Origin of the sequence: Actinomadura sp. J1-007 (assembly GCF_009793335.1) — a bacterium.
GTDB classification, from domain to species: Bacteria; Actinomycetota; Actinomycetes; order Streptosporangiales; family Streptosporangiaceae; genus Spirillospora; species Spirillospora yumaensis.
Genome location: NZ_WING01000001.1, coordinates 1,483,817 through 1,509,827, shown reverse-complemented (window position 1 = coordinate 1,509,827; position 26,011 = coordinate 1,483,817). Strand labels below are relative to the sequence as shown.

Annotated in this window: 21 protein-coding genes and 1 pseudogene; 12 read left to right on the top strand and 10 right to left on the bottom strand. The window is 75.1% G+C overall.

Annotation, left to right across the window (positions count from 1 at the left end; translation table 11 throughout):
* Nucleotides 1-3: 3 nt before the first annotated feature.
* The 5 genes from GEV43_RS06800 to GEV43_RS49545 form a co-directional block, all read right to left on the bottom strand.
* The gene (locus GEV43_RS06800; protein ID WP_160819946.1) at nucleotides 4-204 is read right to left on the bottom strand and encodes a hypothetical protein; all 201 of its coding nucleotides are present in this window, start codon (nucleotides 202-204) and stop codon (nucleotides 4-6) included.
* Between the two features lie 14 nt (nucleotides 205-218).
* Complete coding sequence (locus GEV43_RS49555; RefSeq protein WP_309239494.1) at nucleotides 219-1,673, bottom strand: NAD(P)/FAD-dependent oxidoreductase; 1,455 nt, start codon at nucleotides 1,671-1,673, stop codon at nucleotides 219-221.
* A gap of 138 nt (nucleotides 1,674-1,811) precedes the next feature.
* Complete coding sequence (gene ligD / locus GEV43_RS06790) at nucleotides 1,812-2,711, bottom strand: non-homologous end-joining DNA ligase (RefSeq protein WP_160819945.1); 900 nt, start codon at nucleotides 2,709-2,711, stop codon at nucleotides 1,812-1,814.
* Nucleotides 2,701-3,189 carry a hypothetical protein gene (locus GEV43_RS49550; RefSeq protein ID WP_309239493.1) on the bottom strand — a complete coding sequence of 163 codons (489 nt, stop codon included), beginning with the start codon at nucleotides 3,187-3,189 and terminating at the stop codon, nucleotides 2,701-2,703. Before GEV43_RS49550 ends, ligD begins: the two co-directional genes overlap by 11 nt.
* Nucleotides 3,186-3,674 (bottom strand): hypothetical protein, encoded by a 489-nt coding sequence (locus GEV43_RS49545; protein WP_254715862.1) that lies wholly within the window; start codon nucleotides 3,672-3,674, stop codon nucleotides 3,186-3,188. Before GEV43_RS49545 ends, GEV43_RS49550 begins: the two co-directional genes overlap by 4 nt.
* A gap of 90 nt (nucleotides 3,675-3,764) precedes the next feature.
* On the opposite strand from GEV43_RS49545, the gene GEV43_RS06780 reads away from it, so the two are divergent.
* Entirely contained in the window at nucleotides 3,765-4,826 is a 1,062-nt protein-coding gene (locus GEV43_RS06780; protein ID WP_241682814.1) for a Ku protein, read from the top strand.
* On the opposite strand, the gene GEV43_RS06775 is transcribed toward GEV43_RS06780, so the two are convergent.
* The 4 genes from GEV43_RS06775 to GEV43_RS06760 all read right to left on the bottom strand — a co-directional run bounded on the left by GEV43_RS06775 (nucleotide 4,789) and on the right by GEV43_RS06760 (nucleotide 10,825).
* A complete protein-coding gene (locus GEV43_RS06775) occupies nucleotides 4,789-5,547 on the bottom strand; it encodes an SGNH/GDSL hydrolase family protein (protein WP_160819944.1) in 759 nt (252 codons plus the stop codon). The two genes, GEV43_RS06780 and GEV43_RS06775, sit on opposite strands and share 38 nt — an antisense overlap.
* Nucleotides 5,548-5,619: 72 nt before the next feature.
* The gene (locus tag GEV43_RS06770) at nucleotides 5,620-5,925 is read right to left on the bottom strand and encodes a hypothetical protein (RefSeq protein ID WP_160819943.1); all 306 of its coding nucleotides are present in this window, start codon (nucleotides 5,923-5,925) and stop codon (nucleotides 5,620-5,622) included.
* 131 nt (nucleotides 5,926-6,056) lie between these two features.
* Nucleotides 6,057-8,372 carry a tetratricopeptide repeat protein gene (locus tag GEV43_RS06765; protein WP_241682813.1) on the bottom strand — a complete coding sequence of 772 codons (2,316 nt, stop codon included), beginning with the start codon at nucleotides 8,370-8,372 and terminating at the stop codon, nucleotides 6,057-6,059.
* A 239-nt stretch (nucleotides 8,373-8,611) separates the two neighbouring features.
* Complete coding sequence (locus GEV43_RS06760) at nucleotides 8,612-10,825, bottom strand: MMPL family transporter (protein ID WP_160819941.1); 2,214 nt, start codon at nucleotides 10,823-10,825, stop codon at nucleotides 8,612-8,614.
* Nucleotides 10,826-10,992: 167 nt separating this feature from the next.
* Between GEV43_RS06760 and GEV43_RS06755 the strand changes: the two genes are divergently transcribed.
* A complete protein-coding gene (locus tag GEV43_RS06755; protein ID WP_241682812.1) occupies nucleotides 10,993-11,643 on the top strand; it encodes a TetR/AcrR family transcriptional regulator in 651 nt (216 codons plus the stop codon).
* A gap of 196 nt (nucleotides 11,644-11,839) precedes the next feature.
* On the opposite strand, the gene moeZ is transcribed toward GEV43_RS06755, so the two are convergent.
* Entirely contained in the window at nucleotides 11,840-13,021 is a 1,182-nt protein-coding gene (gene moeZ, locus GEV43_RS06750; RefSeq protein ID WP_160819940.1) for an adenylyltransferase/sulfurtransferase MoeZ, read from the bottom strand.
* Between the two features lie 222 nt (nucleotides 13,022-13,243).
* Between moeZ and GEV43_RS06745 the strand changes: the two genes are divergently transcribed.
* From GEV43_RS06745 to GEV43_RS06705, 10 genes and pseudogenes are all read left to right on the top strand, one after another.
* Nucleotides 13,244-14,119 carry a hypothetical protein gene (locus tag GEV43_RS06745; protein ID WP_160819939.1) on the top strand — a complete coding sequence of 292 codons (876 nt, stop codon included), beginning with the start codon at nucleotides 13,244-13,246 and terminating at the stop codon, nucleotides 14,117-14,119.
* Complete coding sequence (locus tag GEV43_RS06740) at nucleotides 14,119-15,297, top strand: S8 family serine peptidase (protein ID WP_241682811.1); 1,179 nt, start codon at nucleotides 14,119-14,121, stop codon at nucleotides 15,295-15,297. The genes GEV43_RS06745 and GEV43_RS06740 overlap by 1 nt, the downstream gene beginning before the upstream one ends.
* Entirely contained in the window at nucleotides 15,294-15,428 is a 135-nt protein-coding gene (locus GEV43_RS53655) for a hypothetical protein (RefSeq protein ID WP_302930681.1), read from the top strand. Before GEV43_RS06740 ends, GEV43_RS53655 begins: the two co-directional genes overlap by 4 nt.
* A 143-nt stretch (nucleotides 15,429-15,571) precedes the next feature.
* Complete coding sequence (locus GEV43_RS06735; RefSeq protein WP_160819938.1) at nucleotides 15,572-16,231, top strand: hypothetical protein; 660 nt, start codon at nucleotides 15,572-15,574, stop codon at nucleotides 16,229-16,231.
* Complete coding sequence (locus tag GEV43_RS06730) at nucleotides 16,225-17,424, top strand: S8 family serine peptidase (RefSeq protein ID WP_309239492.1); 1,200 nt, start codon at nucleotides 16,225-16,227, stop codon at nucleotides 17,422-17,424. The genes GEV43_RS06735 and GEV43_RS06730 overlap by 7 nt, the downstream gene beginning before the upstream one ends.
* A 33-nt stretch (nucleotides 17,425-17,457) precedes the next feature.
* Nucleotides 17,458-17,772 (top strand): MGMT family protein, encoded by a 315-nt coding sequence (locus GEV43_RS06725; protein WP_160819937.1) that lies wholly within the window; start codon nucleotides 17,458-17,460, stop codon nucleotides 17,770-17,772.
* A 177-nt stretch (nucleotides 17,773-17,949) separates the two neighbouring features.
* The gene (locus GEV43_RS06720; RefSeq protein WP_160819936.1) at nucleotides 17,950-21,123 is read left to right on the top strand and encodes an ATP-dependent DNA helicase; all 3,174 of its coding nucleotides are present in this window, start codon (nucleotides 17,950-17,952) and stop codon (nucleotides 21,121-21,123) included.
* 92 nt (nucleotides 21,124-21,215) lie between these two features.
* Nucleotides 21,216-24,625: pseudogene (locus tag GEV43_RS06715) on the top strand (ATP-dependent helicase).
* A 104-nt stretch (nucleotides 24,626-24,729) separates the two neighbouring features.
* Entirely contained in the window at nucleotides 24,730-25,515 is a 786-nt protein-coding gene (locus GEV43_RS06710) for a methyltransferase domain-containing protein (RefSeq protein WP_160819935.1), read from the top strand.
* A 108-nt stretch (nucleotides 25,516-25,623) separates the two neighbouring features.
* Nucleotides 25,624-25,959, top strand: a complete 336-nt coding sequence (locus GEV43_RS06705; RefSeq protein ID WP_160819934.1) for a hypothetical protein — start codon at nucleotides 25,624-25,626, stop codon at nucleotides 25,957-25,959.
* Nucleotides 25,960-26,011: the final 52 nt, after the last annotated feature.

Here is a 26,011-nt window from a genome sequence, read left to right as displayed (position 1 = left end):
CGGTCAGCGGTAGTCGTCCTCGTCGATCTCGACGACCCTCTGCTGCTCGGCGGCGTCGGCCTCGTTGACCTCGTAGGGTACCGGGCCCCCGTGCGCGGCGGGCCCGTCCTCCTCGTCCTCCAGCAGCGCGGCGCGCTGCTCGGCGGCGTCGGCCTCCGGCGCCTCCTCCGGCACGGTCGGCTCGGATCCGGTCGTCTCGCTCATCTCAGCTCCTCCCCTCAGAGCCGCCCGGCCAGTTCCCGCAACGGCGCCTCGATCGACTCGCCGTAGGTGGGGAACGCGTGCACGACGTCGGTGAGCAGGCTCAGCGGCGTCTCCGCACGGATGGCCAGCGCGATCTCGCTCATCCATTCCTCAGCGTAGAGCCCGGCGGCGGCGGCGCCGACCAGCAGTCCACGCGAACGGTCCGCGTAGAGCTCCACCCGGCCGCGCTCGTCCGCCTCCACCGTGGCGCGGGCCGTCGCCGCGAGGTCGTACCCGGCGGTGAGCACGTCCATGCCGAGCTCCTCGGCGCGCGCCGGGGAGATCCCGACCGAGTAGACCGTCGGCGTCGTGTAGACGACGCGGGGGATCGCCCGGTAGTCGGCCGCGCGGCGCCGCCCGAGCACGTTGGAGGCCACCACCCGCGCCTGGTAGCGGGCCGCGTGCGTCGTCCTCGCGATGCCCGTCACGTCGCCGGCGGCCCAGACGCCGCCGGCCGCCGCGCCCGCCCGGCCGCCCTGCGCCTCGCCGACCGGGCGCGCGGGCCCGCCTGGCGCCCGCCGCGGCTCGGGCGGGGCGGCGGGCTCGTCCTGCTCGCCGTCGTCACGGCCGGGCGGCGCGCCCTCGGTCACGAGGACGTGGCACGTCTCGTCCACCGGCAGGCCGCGGCCGGGCGGCGCGGCGACGCCGAGCGTCTCCAGGCCGAGGCCGTCCACCCGCGGGCGGCGGCCGGCGGCGACGAGCACGCGGTCGGCGTCGAGCGTGCCGCCGTCCGACAGCCACAGCCGCAGCCCCGTCTCCTTGCGCTCGGCGCGGGCGACCTCCGCGCCGAGGCGCAGGTCGACGCCCATCCGGCGGAGCGCGTCGGCGAGCGCCTCCCCGGCGAACGGGGCCTCGGCGGTCAGCAGCCGCCCGGACGACTCGACGATCGCGACCTGCGAGCCGAACGCGGCGTACACCTGGGCCATCTCGCAGCCGACCGGGCCGCCGCCGAGGACGACCAGCCGGCGCGGCAGGTCGGGCACCGTCAGCGCCTCGTCGCTGGTCCACGTCGGGACGGCCGCCAGGCCGTCCACCGCCGGGACGGCCGGCTCGCTGCCGGTGCACACGACCAGGTCGGTGAAGCCGTGCGCGGCGCCGTCCACCTCGATCCGGCCCGGCCCGAGGACGCGGCCCCAGCCGCGCAGCACGGTGACGCCGGCCTCGGCCATCCGCGCGACCGCGCGGTCGTCGTCGAGGTGCCCGGTGACCTCGTCGCGGCGGGCGGTCGCCAGCTCCCACGTCTCCCCGCGCCGCGCCGACAGCAGCAGCGACTTGGACGGGACGCAGGCGAAGTACGGCGACTCGCCCCCGACGAGCCGGTTCTCCACGAGCGCGACGTCCCGGCCTGCGCGGGCCAGCTCGGACGCCACGAGCTCCCCCGCGGTCCCCCCGCCCAGCACCACGGCGTCGTAGTGATGGTCACGCGACACGTTCTCAACCCCTCCACGCCGTTCACGATGTCCCCGCGGGTCCATGGTGACTGAAATCGGTGCCGGAGAGTGGCCGTTCGAACACTTACGGCTTCTGGAAAAGCGGGCATGTGAAATGGGGAATCGACCGCGAACGGCTCAGGGAAGCGGCGGGCCCTCGCGCAGCAGCGGTTCGAGGAGGTCGCCGTGCTCGTCGATCCTGGCGAGCACCTCGTCCGGCGTGAACGCCAGGTCGGCGGGCTTCCGGCAGTTCTCCACCTCGTCCCAGGTGACCGGGGTGGACACGCCCGGACTCTCGGAGGCGCGCAGCGAGTACGGCGCGACGGTCGTCTTGGCCGGGTTGTTCTGGCTCCAGTCGACGAGGATCTTGCCCTTGCGCAGGCGCTTGTCCATCTTGCTGACCACCAGGCCCCCGTGGTCGGACTCCAGCCGCTGGGCCGCCCGCTTCGCGTACTCCGACGTCCGGTCGGACTCCTTGACCGGCACGTACAGGTGCAGCCCCTTCTTCCCGGACGTCTTCGGGTACGAGTCGAGCCCGTCGTCCGCGAGCAGGTCCCGCAGCAGCCGCGCCACCTCGCACGCCTCCACGATGGTCGCCGGAGCGCCCGGGTCCAGGTCGAACACCATCAGGTCGGGGCTGTGGATCGCGCCGCGCGGCCCGACCGTCCACTGCGGGACGTGCAGTTCCAGCGCCGCGAGGTTGGCCAGCCACACCAGCGTCGGCAGGTCGTCCACCACGACGAAGTCGAGGGACTCGCGGCCGGTCGAGCTGCCCGGCGTGGGGACCGTGACGGTGCGGACCCAGTCGGGCGTGTGCGAGGGGGCGTTCTTCTCGAAGAACGACTGGGCGTCGACCCCGTCCGGGTAGCGCTTGCGCGTGGCGGGACGGCCCTTCAGGTGCGCCAGCATGACCGGGGCGGCCTTGGCGTAGTAGTCGATGACCTCGCCCTTGGTGAACTCCGGGTAGAGGTTCTTGTCGAGGTTGGACAGGTTGAGGTCCCGTCCCTCCACCTCGACGCTGACTTTCTTAGGGCTCACGGATCACCTCGTGTGGGTCCTTGTCGTCGCGCCGCCCGCGCCAGGACGGGAAGCGCAGCCGCCCGTCCCTGGTCCGGGCGCTGTAGGCCACGTCCCCTACCAGCAGCGGCTCAACCCACTGCGCGTCGCGCGCGAACTCCCTCGGCACCGCCTCGTCGTACGGGCTGGCCGCGCGGCGCAGCGGCCACAGCGCCTCGTACAGCTCGTCCAGCGCCCGGTCGGAGAACCCGGTCCCGACGTGCCCGACGAAGCACAGCCGGCCCTTCAGGTCGTACTCGCCGAGCAGCAGCGAGCCGACGCCGCCCTCGCGCCGCCCCCGGCCCGGCTTCCAGCCGCAGACGATCACTTCGCGGGTGAGGAAGTTCTTGACCTTGCGCCAGAACTCCACCCGCCGCCCCGGCCGGTACGGCGAGTCGAGCCGCTTGGCCATCACCCCTTCCAGACGCTGCTCCCGGGTGAACTCGATCAGCTCCTTCACCTGGGCGGAGTCGCCGCCGTCCAGGTACGGGGGACCTCGACGGGCCCGGTGGCGGCGAGGTCGAGGTCGGCGAGCAGCGCGCGCCGGTCGGCGTACGGAAGGTCGTAGAGCGGGTGCCCGTCCAGGAACAGCAGGTCGAACACCACGTACCGGACGGGCACCTCGCGGATCAGCCGCTGGTCGGGGCGCTGGACGTGCATCCGGCGCTGGAGCCGCTCGAAGCTCGGGCGGCCGTCCTCGAACGCGACGACCTCGCCGTCCAGCACCACGTCGTGCTGCGGCAGCAGGTCGGCGAGCACCGACAGCTCCGGGTAGCGCGCGGTGACGTCGCCCGCCTTCCGGCCGCTCGCCCGGACGCCGTCGGCGGAGACGTACGCGATGGCGCGCACGCCGTCCCACTTGAGTTCCAGCCCCCACCGCCCCGCGTCCGCGGGCAGTTCACCGGTGTCGGCCATCATCGGCCGCACGGGCCACGGCATGGTCATAGTCGCCTTGTACCCGCAAGCGCTCGATATGGCGCAAATCGAACGGGGTCGCGATGCTAGGCCCGAGGACGCGCTGGGTAGGGACCGGACATGCGCAGTATCTGGAAAGGCGCGATCTCCTTCGGGCTGGTGACCATACCGGTCAAGGTGTACTCGGCGACCGAGCAGCGGGACGTCGCCTTCCACCAGGTGCACCGGCAGGACGGGGGGCGCATCAAGTACAAGCGGGTCTGCTCGGTCGACGGCGAGGAGGTCCCCTACTCCGACATCGCCAAGGGGTACGAGCTGCCGAGCGGCGAGATGGTCGTGCTGACCGACGAGGACTTCGCCGACCTGCCGCTGTCGTCGAGCCGCCGCATCGACGTGCTCCAGTTCGTGGAGGCCGCCGAGGTCGACCCGATCTACTTCGCCAAGTCGTACTACCTGGAGCCGGACGGCGCGCAGGGCGCCAAGCCGTACGTCCTGCTGCGCGACGCGCTGGAGGACAGCGGCCAGGTCGCCATCGTCAAGATCGCGCTGCGGCAGCGCGAGTCGCTGGCGACGGTGCGGGTCCGCGAGGGCGTGTTCGTCCTGGAGACCATGCTGTGGCCGGACGAGGTCCGCGCGCCCGACTTCCCGTTCCTGGACGAGGACATCGAGGTCCGCAAGCAGGAGCTGACGATGGCGACGTCCCTGATCGAGAGCATGGAGGGCGACTTCGACCCCTCGGAGTACAAGGACGCCTACCGCGAGGCGCTCCAGGCCGTCATCGACGCCAAGGTCGAGGGCCGCGAGGTCACCCGGCCGGCGGCGGAGGCCGAGGAGGAGCCCGCCGCCGACCTGCTCAGCGCGCTGCGCGCCAGCGTCGAGGCCGCGAAGAAGAGCCGCGGGGAGGCGGGGCGAAGAAGCCCGCCGCCAAGAGCGGCGGACGGGCCGCGTCGTCGAAGTCCTCCGGGTCCGGCCGTTCGGCGTCGCGCTCCTCGTCGGGGCGGACGTCGCGGTCGGCGTCCTCGTCGTCCGGGTCGTCGTCGTCCGCGTCGCGTTCCTCGTCGTCGCGGAAGGCGGGGGAGAAGAAGACCGAGTCGAAGCCGAGGCGGCGCAAGTCGGCCTGAGCGTCACTCCGCGGGCCTGAGCGTCACTCCACGGGGGCGAACGCGGGGCGCTTGGCGGTGACGGCGTCGCCGGACGACCGGCCGCGCAGCCGCCGCCCGACCCAGGGCGCGAGGTGGCCGCGGGCCCACCGCAGGTCGAACAGCATCCGCGCGCCCCGGCTCAGCTCCGGCAGCGGCGCCAGCGGCGGCTCGCGCCAGTCGCCCGCCGGGACGCCGAGGGTCTCCAGCAGGGCGAGGGCGACGCGGCGGTGGCCCTCCGGCGACATGTGCAGCCGGTCCACGCCCCACATCCGCCAGTCGCGCAGGACGTCCATGGACCACTGGTCCACGACGCGCGCGCCGCGCCGGGCGGCGATCGCGCGCAGGTGCTCGTTGTAGACGGCGACGCGTCCCCGGGTGCGGCGGATCACCGAGGAGCCGACCGGGTCGACGCCGGTGAACAGCACCACGTCGGCGCCGGCGGCGCGCAGCTCGGCGACGGCGGCGTCCATCCGCGCGGCGAGGACGTCCACGTCGGTGCCGGGCCGCAGCAGGTCGTTGCCGCCGCCGGACACCGAGACCAGGTCGGGTTCCAGGGCCAGCGCCGCGGGGAGCTGCTCGTCGAGGATCTCGCCGAGCAGCCGGCCGCGGATCGCGAGGTTGGCGTAGGCGAAGCCGTCCGCGCGGGACGCGAGCTCCGCGGCGGCGCGGTCGGCCCAGCCGCGCCACCGGCCGTCGGGATAGGGGTCCCCGATGCCTTCGCTGAACGAGTCGCCGATCGCTGCATAACGCGTCCAAAACATGGACACATGCTATTTGAGCTGCGGGAAGGCGGGACACCGGCCGGGAGGGGCCGGGCGGGGCCGGGAGGGTGCTCAGCCCTTGGCGGGGACGTCCAGGACGCGGCCGAGCAGCGCGGCGGCGGCCTCGGGCTCGGTGCACGGCGCGATCCGCTCGCCCCAGCCGTAGAAGTAGGACCAGCTCCCGTCGGACGGCTCGCGCACGGCGATCACGCTCTCGTTGAACAGCGTCATCCCCGGGTTGGCGACCAGCGCGGACGGCCAGCGGTCGGCGTGCGCGGACACCTCGACCGTCCAGCCGCGCGAGCGCAGCACCTCGGTCAGGCGTTCGAGGTGCCCGAGCGAGATCTCGGCCTCGTCGACGATCACCTGCGTGGACATGGTTCCTCCAGAGGACGGCGTGCCGGGGAGAGGGCGCTGCCGGGCGGGATCGACGTCGTGCATCGACGGACGCGCGCCCGGGAACGTGCCAAGTGTCCCCCCGGGCCGGTGCGCGCACAACCGCTTTGGGGTTAATCGCCGTCCGGGTCTTCGGCCGAGACCCACGCGGCGATCTGCGTCCGGGAGCGGAACCCGAGCTTGGCGAGGATGTGCTCGACGTGGGAGTCGGCCGTGCGCTTGGCGATCACGAGCCGTTCGGCGATCTCGCGGTTGGACAGGCCCTCGGCGACCAGCGCCGCGATCTCCCGCTCGCGGCGGGTGAGCGGGGCCGCGCCGGGCGCGGGACGCGGTGCGCCGGGGCTTCCGAGGCCGCCGGGTCCGCGCCCGTCCTCGCCGAGCGCGACGGCGAGCGCCTCGTCGAGGGAGAGCGCCGCGCCGCGCGCGCGGGCGGCCTCGTAGCGCTCCCGGCCGAGGGCGCGGCGCGCGAGGTCGCCCGCTGTGGCGGGCAGCAGCGCGTAGCCGGGACCGGCCATGTCGGTGCGCAGCACCCGCCACAGCCGCCCGGTCGCGCCGAGCAGCACCGCGGCGCGCTCGGGCTCGCCGGTGCGCGCGGCGCAGCCCGCGGCGAGGTCGAGCGCCATCGCCAGGCCCATCTCCTCGCCGAACGACCGCCGGATCTCCAGGCACTCGCGCAGCGCGGCGCGCGCCGCGTCGAGGTCGCCGCGCAGCAGGTGCAGGCTGCCGAGCGTCCACAGGGTGTACGAGCGGCACCAGCGGTCGCCGGTCTCGTCGCTGATCCGCAGGCTCCGCGCGCACAGCTCCTCGGCCTCGCCGAACGCGCCGTCCAGGCAGTGCGTCCCGGCCAGCGCGGAGATGAACTGGAGCGTGAACACCTCGCGGTGGCCGACGCGGTCGTGGACGGCGAGGGCCCGTTCGAACCGTTCGCGCGCGGCGCGGTGGTCGCCGGCGTAGACGGCGACGAGGCCGGCGCAGCCCTCGACGAACGCCGCGCACTCGGGGTCGCCGACCTCGGCGGCGACGCCGGTCGCGGCCGCCAGCAGCGGGCGCGCCTCGCCGAGGTCGCCGCGCATCGCCGCGTACACCGCGCACTGGGCCGTGGCGCGGGCCCGGTCGGGCGTGGCGGGTCCGCCGCGCGCGATCGCCTTGCCGAGCCAGTGGCACGCCTCGCCGATCAGCCCGTTCGAGATCCAGTAGTAGATCATCCGGTCGGCCAGCCGGAGCGCCGGCCCGTCCTCGCCGGACGCGGTGGCGTGGTCGAGGGCGGCGCGCAGGTTGGCGTGCTCCAGCCGGATCCGGGCGAGCGCGCCGGCCTGGCCGGGGCCGAGCGCGCCGAGGTCGTGCCGTTCGAGCAGCGCGAGGTAGTGGTCGCGGTGGCGGCGGGCGAGCGCGGCGCGCTCGCCGGCGCGGTCCAGCTCCTCCAGGCCGTACTCGCGGATCGTGCCGAGCAGCCGGTAGCGGCCGGTCGGCGTGTGCAGGACGATCGACTTGTCGACCAGGCGGCGGAGCACGTCGAGCACGTCGGCGGCGGGCAGCGCCGCGGCGGCGCGCGGGCCCGCGTGCGGGGACGGGCCCGCGCCCTCGTCCGGGGGCGGGTCGGCGCAGACCTCCTCGGCGGACTCCAGATCGAAGTCGGCCGGGAAGACCGACAGCCGCGCCCACAGGAGCCGTTCGGGCCCGGTGCACAGGTCGTGGCTCCACGCGATCGTGGCGCGCAGCGTCTGGTGCCGGCCGCGGGACGCCCGCGCGCCGCCGAGCAGCCGGAACCGGTCGTCGAGCCGTTCGGCGATCTGCTCCACCGACAGGGCGCGCAGCCGGGCGGCGGCCAGCTCGATCGCGAGCGGGATGCCGTCGAGGCGGCGGCACAGCCGCGCGATCGCGGCGCGGTCGCCCTCGGTCGCGGCGTAGCCGGGCAGCACGGCCGCCGCCCGGTCGGCGAACAGCTCCAGCGCCGCCGACCCGCCCTCCTCGCCCGGCGCGGGCAGCGGGGCGACGGGCAGGATGTGCTCGCCGATCACCTCCAGCGGCTCCCGGCTGGTCGCGATCACCGACAGCCGGGGCGCGGCCCGCAGCAGCACCTCGCTGAGCATCGCGCAGCCGTCCACCAGGTGCTCGCAGGTGTCGAGGACGAGCAGCAGGTGCCGGTCGGCGAGGTGGTCGGCGAGCTGGTCGAGCTGGTCGCCGCCGGCGCGGCCGGCGAGCCGCAGCGCGCTCGCGACGGCGTGCGCGAGGGTCTCGGTGTCGCGCAGCCCCGACAGCTCCACGTGCCAGGCGCCGTCGGCGTACGACCCGCGCAGCTCGTCGGCCAGGCGCAGCGCGAGCCGCGTCTTGCCGACGCCGCCGGGCCCGGTGAGGGTGACGAGCCTGGCCCGGTCGAGCAGCCCGCGGAGCTGGGCCAGCTCCGCCTCCCGGCCGATGAACCTGGTCATCTGCGCGGGCAGGTTCCCCGCTCGCTCTGTTACCGCAAGACTCGCCACTGCCGCCCCGGGGAGGTCGTCCGCCGCCGGGTGCGCGGCGGGGGGTGAACTGCGTTCAGAGTACCCATCGAACATGGGCGGTCACTGACCGATTATGGACTGTGTCCGCCGGGACATGCGGACGACCGCCACGGCCGCCGCGTCCGCCGGGGAACGGTCGCGGCGGCCGTGGCGGGCCGCGGAGGGGCCGGCTACCCGACGGGTTCGAGCTCCCGCGCCGGGGCGTCGCTCTCGCCGATGCCGTACCGCCGGTGGACGCGGGCGAGGGGGCCCGGGGCCCACCAGTTGGCGCGGCCGAGCAGCCGCATGGCCGCCGGGACCAGCAGCGCCCGCACCACGGTCGCGTCCAGCGCGATCGCGATCACCATCCCGACCCCGGTCATCTTGATGAACGCGACGCCCGAGGTGGCGAACGCGCCGATCACCACGATGAACAGCAGCGCCGCGCTGGTGATGATCGCCCCGGTGCGCTGCACCCCGGCGGTGACGGCCGCGGTGGTGTCGCCGGTCAGGTCGTACTGCTCGCGGACCCGCGACAGCAGGAACACCTCGTAGTCCATCGAGATCCCGAACAGCATGGCGAGCATCAGGATCGGCATCTGCGGGGAGATCGACCCCGTCGCGGTGAAGCCGAGCAGGTCCGACAGGTGCCCGTCCTGGAAGATCAGCACCACCGCGCCGAACGTCGCCGACAGCGACAGCAGGTTCATCACGATCGCCTTCAGCGGCAGGACCAGCGACCCGAACGCCAGGAACAGCAGCGCGAACGTCGCGCCCCCGACCGTCAGCGCCAGCCACGGCAGCGTCGCCCCGACGCTCGCGAGCTGGTCCACCACCGTGGCCGTCTCGCCCCCGATCTGGGAGACGGCCCCCGGCGGCGGCGGGACGTCCCGCACCCGTTCGACGATCGTGCGGGCCGCCCCGGAGTTGGGGTCGGCGTCGTACCTCAGCGCGATCCGCGTCGTGGCGCCCTTCGCGCCGGTCACGGCCGCGTCCGTCACGCCGGGCACGGCGGTGAGCCGGTCGGCGTACGCCTGGAGCGCCGCCCGGTCCCCGGTGCCGGTGACGACGGCCTCGATGGGACTGGTCGCGTTGCGCGGGAACCGCGTTTCGAGGGTGTCGGCCACCACCCGCGCCTCCGCGCTCGCCGGCAGCGCCTTGGCGTCCACGCCGCCCCAGTTGATCCGCAGGAACGGCGACCCGAGGACGAGCAGCAGCGCGACGGTCGCGACGACGTACAGCACCGGACGGCGCATGACGCTGCGCGCGACCCGTCCCCACCAGCCGCTCTCCGCCGACGGCGCCGACGGCGTGGACTGCGTGGACTGCGCGGACGGCTTGGAGTGCGCGGGGGCGGGGGCGTTCTTGCGGCGGCGGCGGAGCGACAGCGCGTTCACCCGGGCGCCGAGCACGCCGAGCAGCGCGGGCAGGACGGTCAGCGCGCCGGCCATGCACACGAACACGGTGGCGATCCCGCCGTACCCCATGGACCGCAGGAAGTTCTGGTCGAACAGCAGCAGCCCGGCCAGCGACACCGCGACCGTCACGCCCGACACCGCGACGGTGCGGCCGGCCGTCGCCATCGTCGCGCCGAGCGCGCCCTCGACGTCGCCGTCCCGCCGGGCCAGCTCCTCGCGGAACCGGCTCACCACGAACAGGCCGTAGTCGATCGCGAGGCCGAGGCCGAGGAAGGTGGTGATGTTCACCGCGAAGATCGACACGTCGGTCGCGTACGTCAGCAGGTGCAGCGCGGTGAACGAGCCGAGGATGGCGAGGCCGCCGACCAGCAGCGGCAGGCTCGCCGCGACCAGCCCGCCGAAGATCAGCACCAGCAGCACGAGCAGCACCGGCAGCGCCATGGCCTCGGCGCGGCCGATGTCGGACGAGACGCGCTCGTTGATCGCGGTCTGGGTGCCCATGGCGCCGCCGACCTTGGCGGTCAGCCCGCCGCCGGTCCGGGTGAGCCCGTCCTTGATCGCGTCGAACGAGTCCTGCCGCGCCGCCTCGTCGGCCCCCTTGAGCCGCAGCACCGCGTACGTCGCCTTGCGGTCCTGGCTGACGAACTGCGGGGCCTTCGCCGTCCAGTACGTGAGCGCGGCGTCGATCCGCTCCTTCGGGACGGCGGCGACGGCCCGCTCCACCGCCGTCCTGAACGCCGGGTCGTCCACCGTGCGCCCGCCGGCCTCGTACAGGACCACCACGTCGGCCTCGTCGCGGCCGAGGTCCCGATCGGCGGTCGCCGCCGCCCTGCCGCTCTCGCTCCCCGGGGTGTCGAAGCCGCCGGACGAGGTGAGCGCGCCGAACACGCCCGTCCCCCACACGGCGGCCACCACCAGGAAGGCCAGGGACGCGACCAGCAGCGGCCTCCGCCTGCGGTACGTCCACCGTCCCCATCGATCGAACATGCCGGTACCCCCGACTCGTAGTTACTAGGAGTAAGGTGAGTGAATGGTGTTTACCTGCTAACACCGTTAACGTTGCATATACCGTTCACTGTCGTCAATGGGGTTTTTGCGGAATCATGCGAGGACGGCCGCACCAGGCCGGTCCCGCGAGCGAGAGCGAGGAAGCGTTGGAGTCACGTCGCGACCGGCTGCGCGCGGCGACCGTCCGGGAGATCGGGCAGACCGCGCGGCGGATCCTGGTGGAGCAGGGCGCCGACGCGGTGACGCTGCGCGCCATCGCCCGCGAGATGGGGATGACCGCGCCCGCCCTCTACCGCTACTTCGGCAGCCACGGCGAGCTGCTGCGCCACCTCGTCGGCGAGCTGTTCACCGAGCTGACCGCCGCGCTGCGCGCCGGGCTCGCGGACGTCCCGCCCGGGGACATGAGCGGCAAGTTCCTCACGGCGGCGCGGGAGTTCCGCGGCTGGTCCCTCGCGCATCCCGGCGAGTACACGCTGCTGTTCGGGGTGCCCGTCCGCGGCGCGGAGGAGGTCGACTTCGCCGAGGAGTGCGCGCGCGAGTTCGCCGGGACGTTCATGGCGCTCTTCCTCGACCTGTGGCACAAGCACCCGTTCCCCGTGCCGCCCGACGAGGAGATCGACCCGGCCCTGCGCGAGCAGCTCCGCGACTACCGCGAGCGGGCCCTCGGCACGTGCCTGCCGCTCGGGATGATCCAGCTCTTCCTCCAGTGCTGGGTCCGCCTCAGGGCGCCGTCAGCCTGGAGGTCTTCGGGCACCTCGACTTCGCCCTGTCCGATCCCGAGCCGATGTTCGAGCTGATGCTCGCCGACCTGGCCCGGCTCCTGCACCTCGCCTACACGCCGCCGGCGTCCTGACGAACGGGCCCGTCCGCCGGGCGGGCCGGTCCGCCGGGCGGGCGCGCCCTCGCGAGGCGGGCCGGGAACGCGGAACGCCCCGGGCCGCCGGCGCGGTCCGGGGCGTTCGGGACGTCCGGGCGTTCAGGTGGAGCGGGGCGTCAGTAGGACGGGAGGCTCGGGTCGATCTGGTTGACCCAGGCGACCACGCCGCCGCCGACGTGGACGGCGTCGGAGAAGCCCGCGCTCTTGACGACGGCGAGGGCCTCGGCGCTGCGCACGCCCGACTTGCAGTGCAGGACGATCTTGCGGTCCTGCGGCAGCCGCTCCAGCGCCGAGCCGTTCAGGAACTCGCCCTTCGGGATCAGCGTCGCGCCGGGGATCGAGACGATCTCGTACTCGTTCGGCTCGCGGACGTCCACCAGGAACACGTCGTCGCCGCGGTCCTGCATGGCCTTGAGGTCGTGCACGGAGATCGTGGAGTCCTTGACGGCCTCGGTGGCCTCCTCCGAGACCGCGCCGCAGAACGCCTCGTAGTCCTCCAGCAGCTCGGTCTGCGTCGGGTTCTTGCCGCACAGCGGGCACTCGGGGTCCTTGCGGACCTTGACCGAGCGGTACGACATCTCCAGGGCGTCGTAGATCATCAGACGGCCGACGAGCGGCTCGCCGATGCCGGCCACGAGCTTGATCGCCTCGTTCACCTGGATGGAGCCGATCGACGCGCACAGCACGCCGAGCACGCCGCCCTCGGCGCAGGACGGGACCATGCCGGGCGGCGGGGGCTCGGGGTAGAGGCAGCGGTAGCACGGGCCGTGCTCGGCCCAGAAGACCGCGGCCTGGCCGTCGAAGCGGTAGATCGACCCCCACACGTACGGCTTGCCGAGCAGCACGGCCGCGTCGTTGACCATGTAGCGGGTCGCGAAGTTGTCGGTGCCGTCGACGATCAGGTCGTACTGGCCGAAGATGTCCATGATGTTGTCGCGGTCGAGCGCGGTGTTGTGCACCACCACGTCCACCAGCGGGTTGATCTCGCGGACGGTGTCGGCCGCGGACTCGGCCTTCGGCTTGCCCAGCGACGACTGCCGGTGGATGACCTGGCGCTGGAGGTTGGACTCGTCGACGACGTCGAAGTCGATGATGCCGAGCGTCCCGACGCCGGCGGCGGCGAGGTACATCAGCGCGGGGGAGCCGAGGCCGCCCGCGCCCACGCACAGGACCTTGGCGTTCTTGAGGCGCTTCTGCCCGGTCATCCCGACGTCGGGGATGATCAGATGCCGCGAGTAGCGGTTGACCTCGTCGCGGGTGAGCTCCGCTGCGGGCTCTACCAGAGGTGGCAACGACACGGTGGATGCTCCTGTGCTGACGCTCGGCGGTAACGGGGGCGGACGCCGTTGTCCTGCCAACAGTGTCCTGTCAACCGACAACCTTGCCATGCCCGCCCGCATTCCCCGAACCCCGTCCAGCGGAACGCCCCACGTCAGCGCCCCTGCCGGGACCCGGGGGCGCGGACCGCTCACCCCGACGGGAGGGCGGAATGTCATGAACGAGAGCTAATCTTTGCGGTTGTGGCGTTCCTGCCCCCCTCCCACCAGCCGCCCCCGCCGGGGCCGGCCCACCGGCCGCCCGGACCGCACGCCGGTCCGCCCGCCGGTCCGCCGCCCGCGGGCGGCTCCGGCGCGCGCCCGGTCACGGTGCTCGGGCTGCGCGGCCGGCAGTGGATGGTCGTCGCGATCGTGCTCGGCTGCTGCTACCTCAGCACCAGCGCCGCCGCCCTCACCGGCGCGTGGGCCACGCTGCGGCGCGACCCGACCAACGCCGAGCTCCAGCGCGCCGCCAACGCCGAGGTCGCGCGCCGCTGGCAGGCGTGGCCGGCGGGCCGCATCTTCCCCGACCGCGTGTCCTACCAGCCCGAGGAGGGCGACAGCGAGTACGCGACGCGGATGGGCATCGCCACGACGAGCACCTGCGGCGACGCCGTCGACCCCGACCTCGCCGTGATCCTCGGCAAGCACGGCTGCCGCGCGGTGCTGCGCGCCACGTACGCCGACCGGCTCCAGGGCGTGGTGATCACGGTCGGCGTCGTCGCGTTCCCCGACCCCTGGCGCGCCGACGCCGCCTACAAGGAGATCCCGTCCGCGCGCGACGCGGGGCGGGCGGCGCAGAGCGGCGGCGTGCGGCCCGCGCTGCGCGCCGCGCCGTTCCCCGGAACGGCCGCCGCGCGGTTCGACGACGCGGCGCGGCAGACCCGCTCCTCCGACCGGGGCGGCCCGTACGTGCTGCTGTCCACGGCGGGGCAGGCCGACGGACGGCCCGCCGCCGCGGTCAAGAAGCAGCGGCCCGGCGACGTGTTCGGGCCCGAGCCGCAGATCGCCCACCAGATAGCCCGCGCCCTGTCGGTGCGTTCGCTGCCCGACTGCCGCAACAGCGAGTGGCGGTGCTGATGCCGCCACGGACCGGGCCGCGCCGCGTACGGGCGCTGCCGCGCGCACGGGTGCTGCCGTGCGCACGGGTGCTGCCGCGCGTACGGGCTCTGCTGCGCGGGTCGGCGGCGGTGGCGTCGGCGTCGCTGCTGGCCGCCGGGAGCGCGGTGCTCCTCCAGGCGCCCGCCGCCGCGCCCGCCCGCGCCGACGAGATCCGCGAACGGCAGCAGCCGATCCTCGACGCGCTCGGGGCCGAGGACGCGTGGAAGACCTCGCGCGGCGCGGGCGTGACGGTCGCGGTCGTCGACTCCGGCACCGACGTCACGCAGCCCGACCTCGCCGGCGCGGTCACGACCGGGCCCAACATGCTCGCCGGCGTGGACGGCGGCACCAAGCCGGCGCGGCTCCACGGGACCTACATGGCCACGCTGATCGCCGGGCGCGGCCACGGACCGGGCGGCGGCCAGGGCGTCATCGGCATCGCCCCGCAGGCGCGGATCCTCGCGATCCGCGCGATCGCCGAGCCCGAGGACGCCGCCTTCGGCCGCTACCGCGCGTCGAAGGGCGCCGACGGGGCGGTGGCGCGCGGCATCCGCTACGCGGCCGACCACGGCGCCGACATCATCAACCTGTCGCTCGGCAAGTACCAGGAGGAGCCCGCCGAACGCGACGCCATCGGCTACGCGATCGGCAAGGGCGTGGTCGTCGTGTCGGCGGTCGGCAACGACGGCGACAGCGAGCGCCGCCTCGACTCCGACGGGTTCGCGCCGTACTCCTACCCGGCGTCCTACCCGGGCGTGGTCGCCGTCGCCGCGACCGAGTACGGCCACCGCCGCGCGCCGTTCTCCAACCGCAACTACTCGGTGCTGGTGTCCGCGCCGGGCATCGCGATCCCGGCGGGCGGGCCCGGCGGCCGGTACGTCAGCACCAACGGGACGAGCGACTCCAGCGCGCTGGTGTCGGGGGTCGCGGCGCTGATCCGCTCCGAGCACCCGAAGCTGCCCCGGCGCTCGTCGCGCAGGCGCTCATCGCGGGCACCCGCTTCGGGCCGTCCGGCCGGTACGACCCGGAGACCGGGTTCGGCGAGGTCAGCGCGCCGCGCGCCCTCACCGCCGCCGCCAACCTCACCTCGCCGCGGCCCGGCCGCGCCGACAAGCCCGGCGCCGAGCGCTTCGGCGACGGCAGGCCCGGACCGGTGAAGGTGATCGACCGGCCGTTCTGGGTGCGCCCGCTGATCGTCGTGGTCGTCGGCGCCGGACTCGCCGGCACGGCGGCGGCCGTCGTGGTCGCGGTCATGTTCGCGCGCCGCCACCCCCGGCACCCGGCCTGACGCCGGCCGACCGCCCTCCGCCCCGTGTCGCGCGCCGAGATCTCCGCCACCGACCTCCCGCCGGAACCGTCCCCCGGCGCGTCCGGCGCGTCCGGTGAGGCCGGACGGCACCGCGCGCGGATCGCCGCGGTCGCGGTCGCCGGGTGCGCGGGGTCCTCGCCGTCGCGGGCGTCCGCCTCGCGGCGGAGCTGGCCCGCGACCCGACCCCCGGCGAACGGGCGTCCGCCGCCGCCCGCGAGGTCGCCCGCCGGTACGAGACGTGGCCCGCCGGGCGGGTGTTCCCCGCCGGCGTCCGCTACACCGTCGACCAGGGCTCGTCCGAGACGGCCCGGCGCGTCGGGATCGGCACCGACACCCGCTGCGAGACGGCGGTGGACGCGTCGCTCGCCCGTTCGCTCACCGCGCGCGGCTGCCGGGCCGTCCTGCGCGCCACGTACCTGGACCAGCCGCAGGGCCTCGCCGTCACGGTCGGCGTGGTCGTGCTGCCGGGGGAGGCCGCGGCGCGTTCCGTCCTGCCGTGGTTCGGCACGCGGGCGGGACGGCCGGGGCTGCGCGCGCTGCCGTTCCCCGGGTCGGTCGCGGCGCGCTTCGGCGACGCGGCGCGGCAGGCGTCGGCGGTGGCGCAGCGCGGTCCGTACGTCGTCGCGGCCACGGTGGGCTACGCCGACGGGCGGCCGACGCTGCGGACGCGGCAGCAGCAGCCCGACCTCGGCGCGCTCGGCCCCCAGCTCGCCGGCGGCGTCCTGCGCGCCCTGACCGCGCCCGCGCCCGTCCGCTGCGGCGAGCGGGAGTGGTCGTGCTGACGGCGCGGCGGGCGCTCGCGGCGCTCGCCGCCGCCGCGCTCGCGGCCGGACCGACCGCGGCGGCGCCGCCCGCGCGGGCCGACCGGGTACGGGACGCGATGACGCCCGTCCTGGAGTCGCTGAACGTGCCGCGCGCCTGGTCGCTGGCGCGGGGCCGCGGCGTCACCGTCGCCGTCCTGGACTCGGGCGTGGACCCGGAGCAGGCGGACCTCGCGGGCTCGGTCGCGCCCGGCCCCGACTACACGCGCGGCGCCAACCCGGCGGGCGTCGCGCCGAAGCGCCTGCACGGCACCAACATGGCGTCCATCATCGCCGGGCACGGCCACGGCCCCGACGGCGGCGACGGCGTGCTCGGCGTCGCGCCGGAGGCCCGCGTCCTCGCGCCCCGCGTGATCCTCGAACGCGACGAACCCGGGTTCACCGCGTTCACCGGGAACGAGCGGTACGAGGGGACGATCGCGGCGGGCATCCGCTACGCGGTGGACCACGGCGCGGACGTCGTCAACCTCTCCCTCGGCCGCTCGTACCCGACGCGCCGCGAGCGCGAGGCCGTCGCGTACGCCATCGCCCGCGGCGCGGTCGTCGTCGCCGCGGCGGGCAACGGCGGCGCGGACCGGCGGGCCCGGCGCGGCGGCCACACCGAGTACTCCTATCCCGCGTCATTCCCCGGTGTGATCTCCGTCGCGGCGGTGGACGCCGAGGGACGCCACGCGGGGTTCTCCAACCGCAACTCGGCGGTCGTGGTGTCCGCGCCCGGCGTGCGGATCATCGGCGCGGGGCCGGACGGGCGGTACTGGATCGGGGACGGGACGAGTCCGGCGACCGCGTTCGTGTCGGGGATCGCGGCCCTGATCCGTTCGCGCCACCCGAAGATGGCGCCCGCGCTCGTCACGCAGGCGATCGTCGCGGGCACGGGCGAACGTCCAGCGCGCGGCTACGACCTCGGCGTCGGCTTCGGGCGCGTGGACGCCCTGGCGGCCCTAGCCGAGTCCGACCGGCTGGCGTCCGCCCGCACGCAGGGCCTCGGCCTTCCCGCGGACCAGCGGTTCGGCACCGGGCCCGTCCGCCCGGTCGAGGTCGTCCACCGGTCCGGCGGGCTCATCACGGCGTACGCGGTGTGCTGCCTCCTCGCCGCGGTCGGCGCGGCGGCCGGAACGGCCTACCTGTGGCGGCGGCGGTACGGGCCCGATTAACGTCCCGCCGCCGTCTGTCGCCACAATCGGCGGATGCGAGCGGAACCGGACGAGTACGCGGAGCTGGTGCTGGACACGGTGGAGCGGATCCCGCCCGGCAAGGTGATGGCGTACGGCGACATCGCCGAGCTGGTCGGCGTCGGCGGCCCCCGCCAGGTCGGGCGCGTCATGTCGCTGTACGGCGGCGGCGTCCCGTGGTGGCGCGTCGTCCGCGCCGACGGCAGGCCCGCGGCCGGCCACGAGGTCCGCGCCCACGAGGAGTACCGGGTGGAGGGCACGCCCCTCAGCAAGGACGGCAGCCGCGTGGACATGCGCGAGGCCCGCTGGGACGGCCGCCCGGCCCGCTGACCCGTTCTCCGGTGGCCTCCGGTGTCGGTGCGGGCTTCGGTGCCGTCACTGTGCGGAAGGGGCGCAGGTCGCGCGGGTGCCGTGCGGGGCAAGTGGGCGACATGCGGGCGATGTGGTCAGAGCAGGCCCGATGATCTGCTGGAATCGTCTGTTGTGCCGGCAGCCTCCTATCGTCTCGTGCGACGCGCGGGACCCGCGCGGAACGGCCCGCCCGCGCTCGACGAGCGGCAGCGGCGGGTGGTCGAGCACGCCGGCGGGCCGATGCTCGTGCTCGCGGGCCCCGGCACCGGCAAGACGACCACGATCGTGGAGGCCGTGGTCGACCGGATCGACAACCGCGGCGTCGATCCCGAACGCGTCCTGGTCCTGACGTTCGGCCGGAAGGCGGCCGGCGAGCTGCGCGAGCGGATCACCGGACGGCTGCGCCGCACCACCCGCACGCCGCTCGCGCTGACGTTCCACAGCTACGCCTACGCCCTGCTGCGCCGCGACGCCGTGCTGAACGAGGAGCCCGCGCCGCGCCTGCTGTCGGGGCCCGAGCAGCTCCTGGAGGTGCGGCGGCTGCTGGAGGGCGAGCTGGCCGACGGGGCGCGCGACTGGCCCGAACGGCTCCGCGCGGCGCTCGCCACCCGCGGGTTCGCCGAGGAGCTGCGCGACTTCTCGATGCGCGCCGCCGAGCGCGGCTACGGGCCGGGCGACCTGGCCGGGCTCGGGCGGACGCGGGGCCGCGACGACTGGCCCGCGATCGGCGGGTTCATGGACCGCTACGTCGACCGGTTCGCGCTCGACCCCGTCCCGACCTACGACTACGCCGAGCTGATCCACCTGGCCGCCGAGATGCTCGCCGACGAGGAGGTGCGGATCCGCGAGCGCGACTCCTACGACGTGGTGTTCGTGGACGAGTACCAGGACACCGACCCGGCGCAGGAGAGGCTGCTGCGCCTGCTCGCGGGCGAGGGCCGGGACCTGGTCGTCGTCGGCGACCCCGACCAGTCGATCTACGGGTTCCGCGGCGCGGACGTGCGGGGCATCCTCGGCTTCCCCGACCGGTTCCGCACGCTGGACGGCGAGGAGGCGCCGGTCGTCGCGCTGCGCACGTGCCGCCGGATGGGCCCGGAGATCCTCGCCGCGTCGCGGCGGATCGCGCGCCGCCTGCCCGCCGTCCTCGCGGGCGCCGCCGAGCACCGCGCGCTGCTGCCGGCCGAGGGCGCCGACGAGGGCGAGGTGCGGGCCGTCATCGCCGACTCCGAGAGCCAGGAGTCGGCGCTGGTCGCCGACGAGCTGCGCCGCGCGCACCTGCTCGACGGGGTGCCGTGGTCGCGGATGGCGGTGCTCGTGCGCAGCGCCGTCCGGCAGGTCCCGGTGCTGCGGCGCGCGCTCGCGCAGTCGGGCGTGCCGGTGGTGGTGGCGGGCGACGAGGTGCCCCTGATCGCCGAGCCCGCCGTCCGGCCGATCCTGGTGCTGCTGCGCGCCGCGCTGAAGAAGGGCCATCTGGACGAGGTCGTCGCCGAGGACCTGCTGACCGGCCCGCTCGGCGGCGCCGACGCGCTCGCGATGCGGCGGCTGAAGCGCGCGCTGCGCGACCTGGAGGACCTGTCCGGCGGCGGCCGTCCGCTGAGCGAGCTGCTCGTCGCCGCGGTGGACGACCCGCGCGAGCTGGCCCTCGTCCACGAGCGGGTCCGCGCCCCCGCCGAACGGGTCGGGCGGCTCATCGCGGTCGCCCGCGAGGCCGCCGAGAAGGGCACGGCCGAGGACGTGCTGTGGGCGGTGTGGCGCGAGAGCGGCCAGGCCGACGCGCTGCTGGAGCAGAGCGTCAAGGGCGGCACCCGCGGCGCCGCCGCCGACCGCGACCTCGACGCGGTGGTCGCGCTGTTCGACCACGCGGCGCGGTTCGTGGACCGGCTGCCGCAGGCGGGGCCCGAGCTGTTCGTGGACAACATCGCCTCCCAGGAGATCGCGGGCGACACGCTCGCCGAGCAGGCGCCGCACGGCGAGGCCGTCCGCATCCTGACCGCGCACCGCTCCAAGGGCCTGGAGTGGGACGTGGTCGTGGTCGCGGGCGTGCAGGAGGGCGTCTGGCCGGACGTGCGGCTGCGCGGCTCGCTGCTCGGCGTCGAGGAGCTGGTCGAGCACGCGGCGGGCAACGAGGTCGAGGCGATGGCGGGCGCGGGCGGCGGCATGAGCGAGGCCGCGGCGGGCGCGTCGATGGCCGCCAAGATGCTCGACGAGGAGCGCCGCCTGTTCTACGTCGCGGCCACGCGCGCCCGCAAGCGCCTGGTCGTCACGGCGGTCGGCGGCGACGACACCGAGGAGCGCCCGTCCCGGTTCCTGAACGAGCTGGTGCCCGGGGCGCTGGAGGAGTCGCAGCTCGACGAGAAGACCCGCTGGCTGTCGCTGCCCGCGCTGGTCGCCGACCTGCGCTCGGCGGCCGGCGACCCGTCCCGCCCCGAGCCGCTGCGGCGGGCCGCGGCCGGGCACCTCGCGCGCCTCGCCCGCGCGGGCGTGCGGGGCGCCAGGCCCGAGAACTGGTACGCGATCACCGCGCTGTCCGACCCGGGCCCGGCGTTCTCCGAGGACGAGCCGATCACGATCTCCCCGTCGCAGGTCGAGGCGTTCACCACCTGCGGGCTGCGGTGGCTGCTGGCCTCGGCGGTGGGCGCGCAGGAGGGCGGGCCCAACGAGTACAGCACGATGGGCAAGGTCATCCACGCGGTCGCGGAGATGGCGGGGGCCGACGACGGGATCGAGGAGGTCCACGTCGCCGAGCGGCTGGACGAGATCTGGAACGACCTGGAGTTCCGCTCGTCGTGGTACTCGGAGAAGCAGCGCGAGCAGGCCGCGACGATGGTCGACCGGTTCCTGTCCTGGCACCGCGACAACCCCAACGAGGTCGTGGCGCTGGAGGAGTCGTTCAAGGTCGACCTCGGCCGCGTCGTGATCAAGGGCCGCATCGACCGGGCCGAGCGCGACGAGCAGGGCCGCGCCGTCATCATCGACATCAAGACCTCCACCACGGCCGTCCCGAAGGACGACCTGGCCCGCCACCCGCAGCTCGGCGTCTACCAGTACGCGGTGATGCTCGGCGCGTTCGAGCGGCACGGGCTCATCGAGCCGGGCGGCGCGAAGCTCGTCCAGGTCGGCAAGGCCGCGTTCACCGCGAAGGCCCGCGAGCAGGAGCAGGGGCCGCCCGGCGAGGACGAGGACCCGGAGTGGCCGAAGAAGCTCGTGGAGATCGTCGCGACCGGCATGGCCAGCGACGTCTTCCAGGCGCGGGCCAACGACAAGTGTCGGACCTGCCCCGTACGGTCCTGCTGCCCGGTGCATGATGAGGGCGGACAGGTAGGTGACTAGCGCGTCCCGTGCCGCCGGCGCGGCGGCCGGCCCCGTGAGGGCTACGGGGGCGCGCGGGGCACGGCGGGAACGAGCGGCTCGGGGGGAGCGGGGTGATCACTCCGGCGGAGCTGGCGCGGCTGCTGAAGGTCCCCGAGCCCACGGAGGAGCAGGCCCGGGTGATCGAGGCGCCGCTCGCGCCGATGGCCGTGATCGCGGGCGCCGGTTCCGGCAAGAGCGAGACGATGGCGGCGCGCGTGGTGTGGCTCGTCGCCAACGGGTTCGTCCGGCCCGAACGGGTCCTCGGCCTCACCTTCACCCGCAAGGCGGCGGCCGAGCTCGCCGCGCGCGTCCGCAAGCGGCTCGACATGCTGCGCGAGGAGCTGCCGGGCGACGAGCTCGAACGGCTCGGCGGCGACGCGCTGTTCGACGGCGAGCCGATGGTGTCGACCTACCACTCGTACGCCTCGCGGCTGTTCGGCGACCACGCGCTGCGCGAGGGCCTCGAACCGACGATGCGGCTCATCTCCCCGGCGGTCGCCTGGCAGATCTGCTCGCGCGTGGTCGACGCCTACAACGGGCCGATGGACCGCATCGACTGGACGCCCGACACCGTCACCAAGGCCGTGATGGAGCTGGCGGGCGACCTGTCGGAGCACCTGCGCACCGCCGACGACGTCCGCAGGGTCGGGGCGTGGCTGGACGAGCGGTTCGCCGCGCTCGCCAAGCCGCTGAAGGCGCAGCGCGACATCCTCGCCAAGCACGCCGTGCGCGAGCAGCTCATGCCGCTGATCGAGGCGTACCACCGGGCCAAGCACGACCGGGAGGTGGTGGACCACGGCGACCAGATGGCGCTCGCCGCGCGGATCGCCTACAAGCATCCCGAGGTCGGGATGATCGAGCGGTCGCGGTTCTCGGTCGTGCTGCTGGACGAGTATCAGGACACGAGCCAGGCGCAGCTCGTCCTGCTGCGGTCGCTGTTCGCCGGCGGGCACCCGGTCACCGCCGTCGGCGACCCGTGCCAGTCGATCTACGGCTGGCGCGGCGCGAGCGCGGGCAACCTGCTGCGCTTCGCCCACGACTTCCCGCTCCAGGCGCCCGTCGCGGGACGGCGGCCGCCGCCCGCGCCCGTCGTCCAGCTCAGCCGCAGCTTCCGCAACGGCGAGCAGATCCTGGAGGCCGCCGCCAGGGTCCAGGAGGAGCTGCGCGCCGACACGTCGGCCGTGCCGAGGCTCGTCCCCGGGGCGGGGCGCGAGGGGCGCGGGCGCGTCGAGTGCGCGCTGTTCGAGACGATCGAGGAGGAGGCCGACCGGATCGCCGCGCGGGTCGCCCGCGTGATGGCGGGGGACCCGGCGGTCGCGCCCGACGGCGGCGCCTGGGAGGGCGAGCCGCTGCGCCACTCCGACATCGCCGTCCTCGCCCGCAAGCGGTCGCAGTTCCCGCTGATCAGGCGCGCGCTGGAGAGCCGCGGCATCCCCGTCGAGGTCGTCGGGCTCGGCGGGCTGCTGACCGTCCCCGAGGTGCAGGACGTGGTCGCCACGCTCCGCGTCATGCACGACCCGACGTCCGGCGCGTCCCTCGCCCGCCTGCTCACCGGGCCGCGCTGGCGGCTCGGCCCCGCGACCTGGTCGCGCTCGGCCGCCGCGCCCGCGCCCTCGCGCAGGAGTCCTCGCGCGACGTCACCCCGCCCGAGCGCGCCCCCGAGAGCGGAGACGGGGCCGGGGGCGGGGCCGGGCCGGACGACGCCCCGCCCGGGGACGCCCCGGACGCCCCCGGGGAGGACCCGCTGCGGCAGCTCGTCAGCGAGCTCAACCAGGAGACCGGCAGCCTGGTCGACGCGCTCGACGACCTCGGCGACCCGGCCGCCTACTCCCCGGACGGCTACGCGCGGCTCCGGCGGCTCCGCGACGAGCTGCGCGGCCTGCGCTCGCAGGTCGGCCTGCCGCTGCCCGACCTGGTCAACGAGGTCGAACGGGCCCTCGGCCTCGACATCGAGGTCGCGGCGCGGTCCGGGCTCGACCCCGTCACGGCCCGCGCCGACCTCGACGCGTTCATCGACGCCGCCGCCACGTTCGCGGGCGACGCCGAGGACCCGACGCTCGGCGCGCTGCTCGCCTACCTCAAGGCCGCCGAGACCGAGGAGTTCGGGCTGGAGGCGGGCCGGGTCGGCGAGACCGACAGCGTCAAGCTGCTGACCGTGCACGCGTCCAAGGGCCTGGAGTGGCCGGTCGTCATCGTGCCCGGCCTCGCGTTCACGCCGCAAAAGAACGGGTCCCCGGCCAAGGGGTCGATCTTCCCGTCCCCGCCGCAGAACGCCACCCGCTGGACCGCCAACCCGCGCGTCCTGCCGTTCATGCTGCGCGGCGACCGCGCCGACCTGCCGGCGCTGCCCGGCCTGGACAAGGACGACCTCGCGGCGTTCGACCAGGCGTGCGGCGAGCGGGACCTGCGCGAGGAGCGGCGGCTCGCCTACGTCGCCGTCACCCGCGCGTCCAGCCTGCTGATCGCCACCGGCTACTGGTGGGGCGCGTCCGGCCGGCCGCTCGGCCCGTCGCCGTTCCTGGAGGAGGTGCGGGACGTCTGCCTCGCCGGGGCGGGCTCGATCGCCGTCTGGGCCGACCCGCCGGAGGAGGGCGCGGCCAACCCGCTGCTCGCCGACGCCGACGAGGCGCGGTGGCCGGTCGCGCCGGGCGAGCGGGGCCGCACCGACCTGTCCGCCCGCGAACGCTACGAGGCGGTCGTCGAGGCGGCGCGCATGGTGGACGACGCCATGCACGGCCGCGACCTGCACTGGGCCGGGGACGAGGGCCTCACCGCCGCCGACCGGGGGCGGATGACGGCGTGGGCGCGCGACGTCGAGCTGCTGCTCGCCGAGCGCGACCGGGGCCGCGGCGGCGACGGCCTCCTGGTCGAGCTGCCGCCCAACCTGTCGGTGTCGTCGCTGGTGTCGCTCGCCCGCGACCCGGCCGCGCTCGCCCGCCAGATCCGCCGCCCGATGCCGCGCCCGCCCGCCCCCTACGCCCGCCGCGGCACCGCGTTCCACGCCTGGCTGGAGAGCCGCTGGGGCCAGCAGCGCCTGCTCGACCCCGACGAGCTGCCGGGCGCGGCCGACGAGGGCGCGGCCGACGACTCGTTCCTCGCGAGCCTGCGCGAACGGTTCGAGGAGTCCGAGTGGGCCTCGCGCGAACCGGTCGACATCGAGGTCCCGTTCGAGACCGTCATCGGCGACCGGCTGGTGCGCGGCCGGATGGACGCGGTGTTCCGCGCGCGCTCCGCCGACGGCGGCGAGGCGTACGAGGTGGTCGACTGGAAGACCGGCTCGCCGCCGTCCGGCGACGAGGCCCGCCACGCGTCGGTGCAGCTCGCGGCGTACCGGCTGGCGTGGGCGGCGCTCGCGGGCGTCCCGGTCGAACGGGTCAGCGCCGCGTTCCACTACGTCGCGGCCAACGTCACCGTCCGCCCCGCCGACCTGCTCAACGCCGCGGGCCTCGCCGCGCTGCTGGAGTCGGTCCCGAACGCCTGACGCCCGCGCGCGTTACGCGGTCCGGGCGGTGAGGAGTCTCACTCCCTCTGTTCAGCGGCTGCTCATTCGGGGATGATCCGGGCACACACCTACGAGGAGGCAGCGTGTCGGTGACGCATGACGCGAAGGTCGTACAGGAGTTCTCCAAGCAGGCGGCCTCTTTCGGGGACCCCGCGCTGAACGTCGCGTTCACCCGGCATCTCGAACGCCTCGTCCGCTTCGCCGAACCCGAGCTCGACCCCGAGGACGTCGTGCTGGAGGTCGCGGCCGGGACCGCGATCGTCTCGCGCGCGATCGCCGGGCGGGTCCGGCACGCCACGGCGCTGGACCTGACGCCCGCGATGCTCGCCGAGGGCAAGCGCGCCGCCGACTCCGAGGGCCTCACCAACCTGACCTTCACCGAGGGCGACGCCGCCGCCCTGCCCTACCTCGACCGCTCGTTCACCCTCGTGATCACGCGGCTGGCGCTGCACCAGGTGGCGGACCCGGTCGCGGTCGTCGGGGAGATGGCGCGGGTCAGCCGGCCGGGCGCCGCGCTGATCGTCGCCGACCTGGTCCGCCCCGCGGACGTCCCGGACGACGTGGACGTCGACCGGCTGGAACGGCTCCGCGACCCCTCGCACGGCACGATCCTCAGCGAGGAGCGCATCACCGGGCTGCTCGCCGACGCGGGCGCGGAGGTGCGGCGCACCGACCGGTTCGAGCACGTCCGGCCGCTGGAGCCGTGGCTCGCCATGTCGCAGACGCCCGAGGACGTCGCGGCCGGGATCCGCGCGGAGCTGCGCGCCGAGCTGGACGGCGGACCGGCGACGGGCCTGCGCCCGAGCCTGGTGGACGGCGAGCTGAACTTCACCCACTCCTACCTCCACGTCCACGCCAACGTCGGCTGAACGCCCCGCGCCCGCCCATTCGGCCGCGCCGTCCGCCCTCACGTTCGCGTACCGCTTTTTCGAGCAAACGTTCGACGTGTGGGACGCGTGTGTTCTATGTTGTCGAACATGGGTTCTACCAGCAGTGCGCGCACCGTTCCCCCGGCCGCCGCCCGGCGCGTGGACCGCGAGCCCGCCGCCCTCGCGATGCGCATCGGCGTCGTCGCGGCCGAGGCCGCCCTCGCCACGTTCGCCCGCAACCTCGACCTGGACGACCTGGAGGACGGCGGCGTCGACTTCCAGGGCGCCATCGGCCCGGCGGAGTGGCCGGTGTTCTCCCTGGTGATCGACACCCTCGCCGAGGCCGACCGCGGCGACGGCCGCACGCTCGACGAGCGCCGCGCCGACGCGCTCAACGACCTCGCCCGCATCTGCATGGCCGCCAAGGAACGCGTCGTCGCCTGACCCGGCTCCCGGCTCCCGGCGGCGCCCCCCGGGGTCCGGCGACTCGCGGGCG

Excerpts from the sequence above, each read along its gene's own strand:
- GEV43_RS06800 (WP_160819946.1), bottom strand. The coding sequence starts at position 204 with ATGAGCGAGACGACCGGATCCGAGCCGACCGTGCCGGAGGAGGCGCCG.
- GEV43_RS49545 (WP_254715862.1), bottom strand. The coding sequence starts at position 3,674 with ATGACCATGCCGTGGCCCGTGCGGCCGATGATGGCCGACACCGGTGAA.
- GEV43_RS06780 (WP_241682814.1), top strand. The coding sequence starts at position 3,765 with ATGCGCAGTATCTGGAAAGGCGCGATCTCCTTCGGGCTGGTGACCATA.
- GEV43_RS06775 (WP_160819944.1), bottom strand. The coding sequence starts at position 5,547 with ATGTTTTGGACGCGTTATGCAGCGATCGGCGACTCGTTCAGCGAAGGC.
- GEV43_RS06770 (WP_160819943.1), bottom strand. The coding sequence starts at position 5,925 with ATGTCCACGCAGGTGATCGTCGACGAGGCCGAGATCTCGCTCGGGCAC.
- GEV43_RS06765 (WP_241682813.1), bottom strand. The coding sequence starts at position 8,372 with ATGACCAGGTTCATCGGCCGGGAGGCGGAGCTGGCCCAGCTCCGCGGG.
- GEV43_RS06760 (WP_160819941.1), bottom strand. The coding sequence starts at position 10,825 with ATGTTCGATCGATGGGGACGGTGGACGTACCGCAGGCGGAGGCCGCTG.
- GEV43_RS06740 (WP_241682811.1), top strand. The coding sequence starts at position 14,119 with ATGCCGCCACGGACCGGGCCGCGCCGCGTACGGGCGCTGCCGCGCGCA.
- GEV43_RS06725 (WP_160819937.1), top strand. The coding sequence starts at position 17,458 with ATGCGAGCGGAACCGGACGAGTACGCGGAGCTGGTGCTGGACACGGTG.
- GEV43_RS06705 (WP_160819934.1), top strand. The coding sequence starts at position 25,624 with ATGGGTTCTACCAGCAGTGCGCGCACCGTTCCCCCGGCCGCCGCCCGG.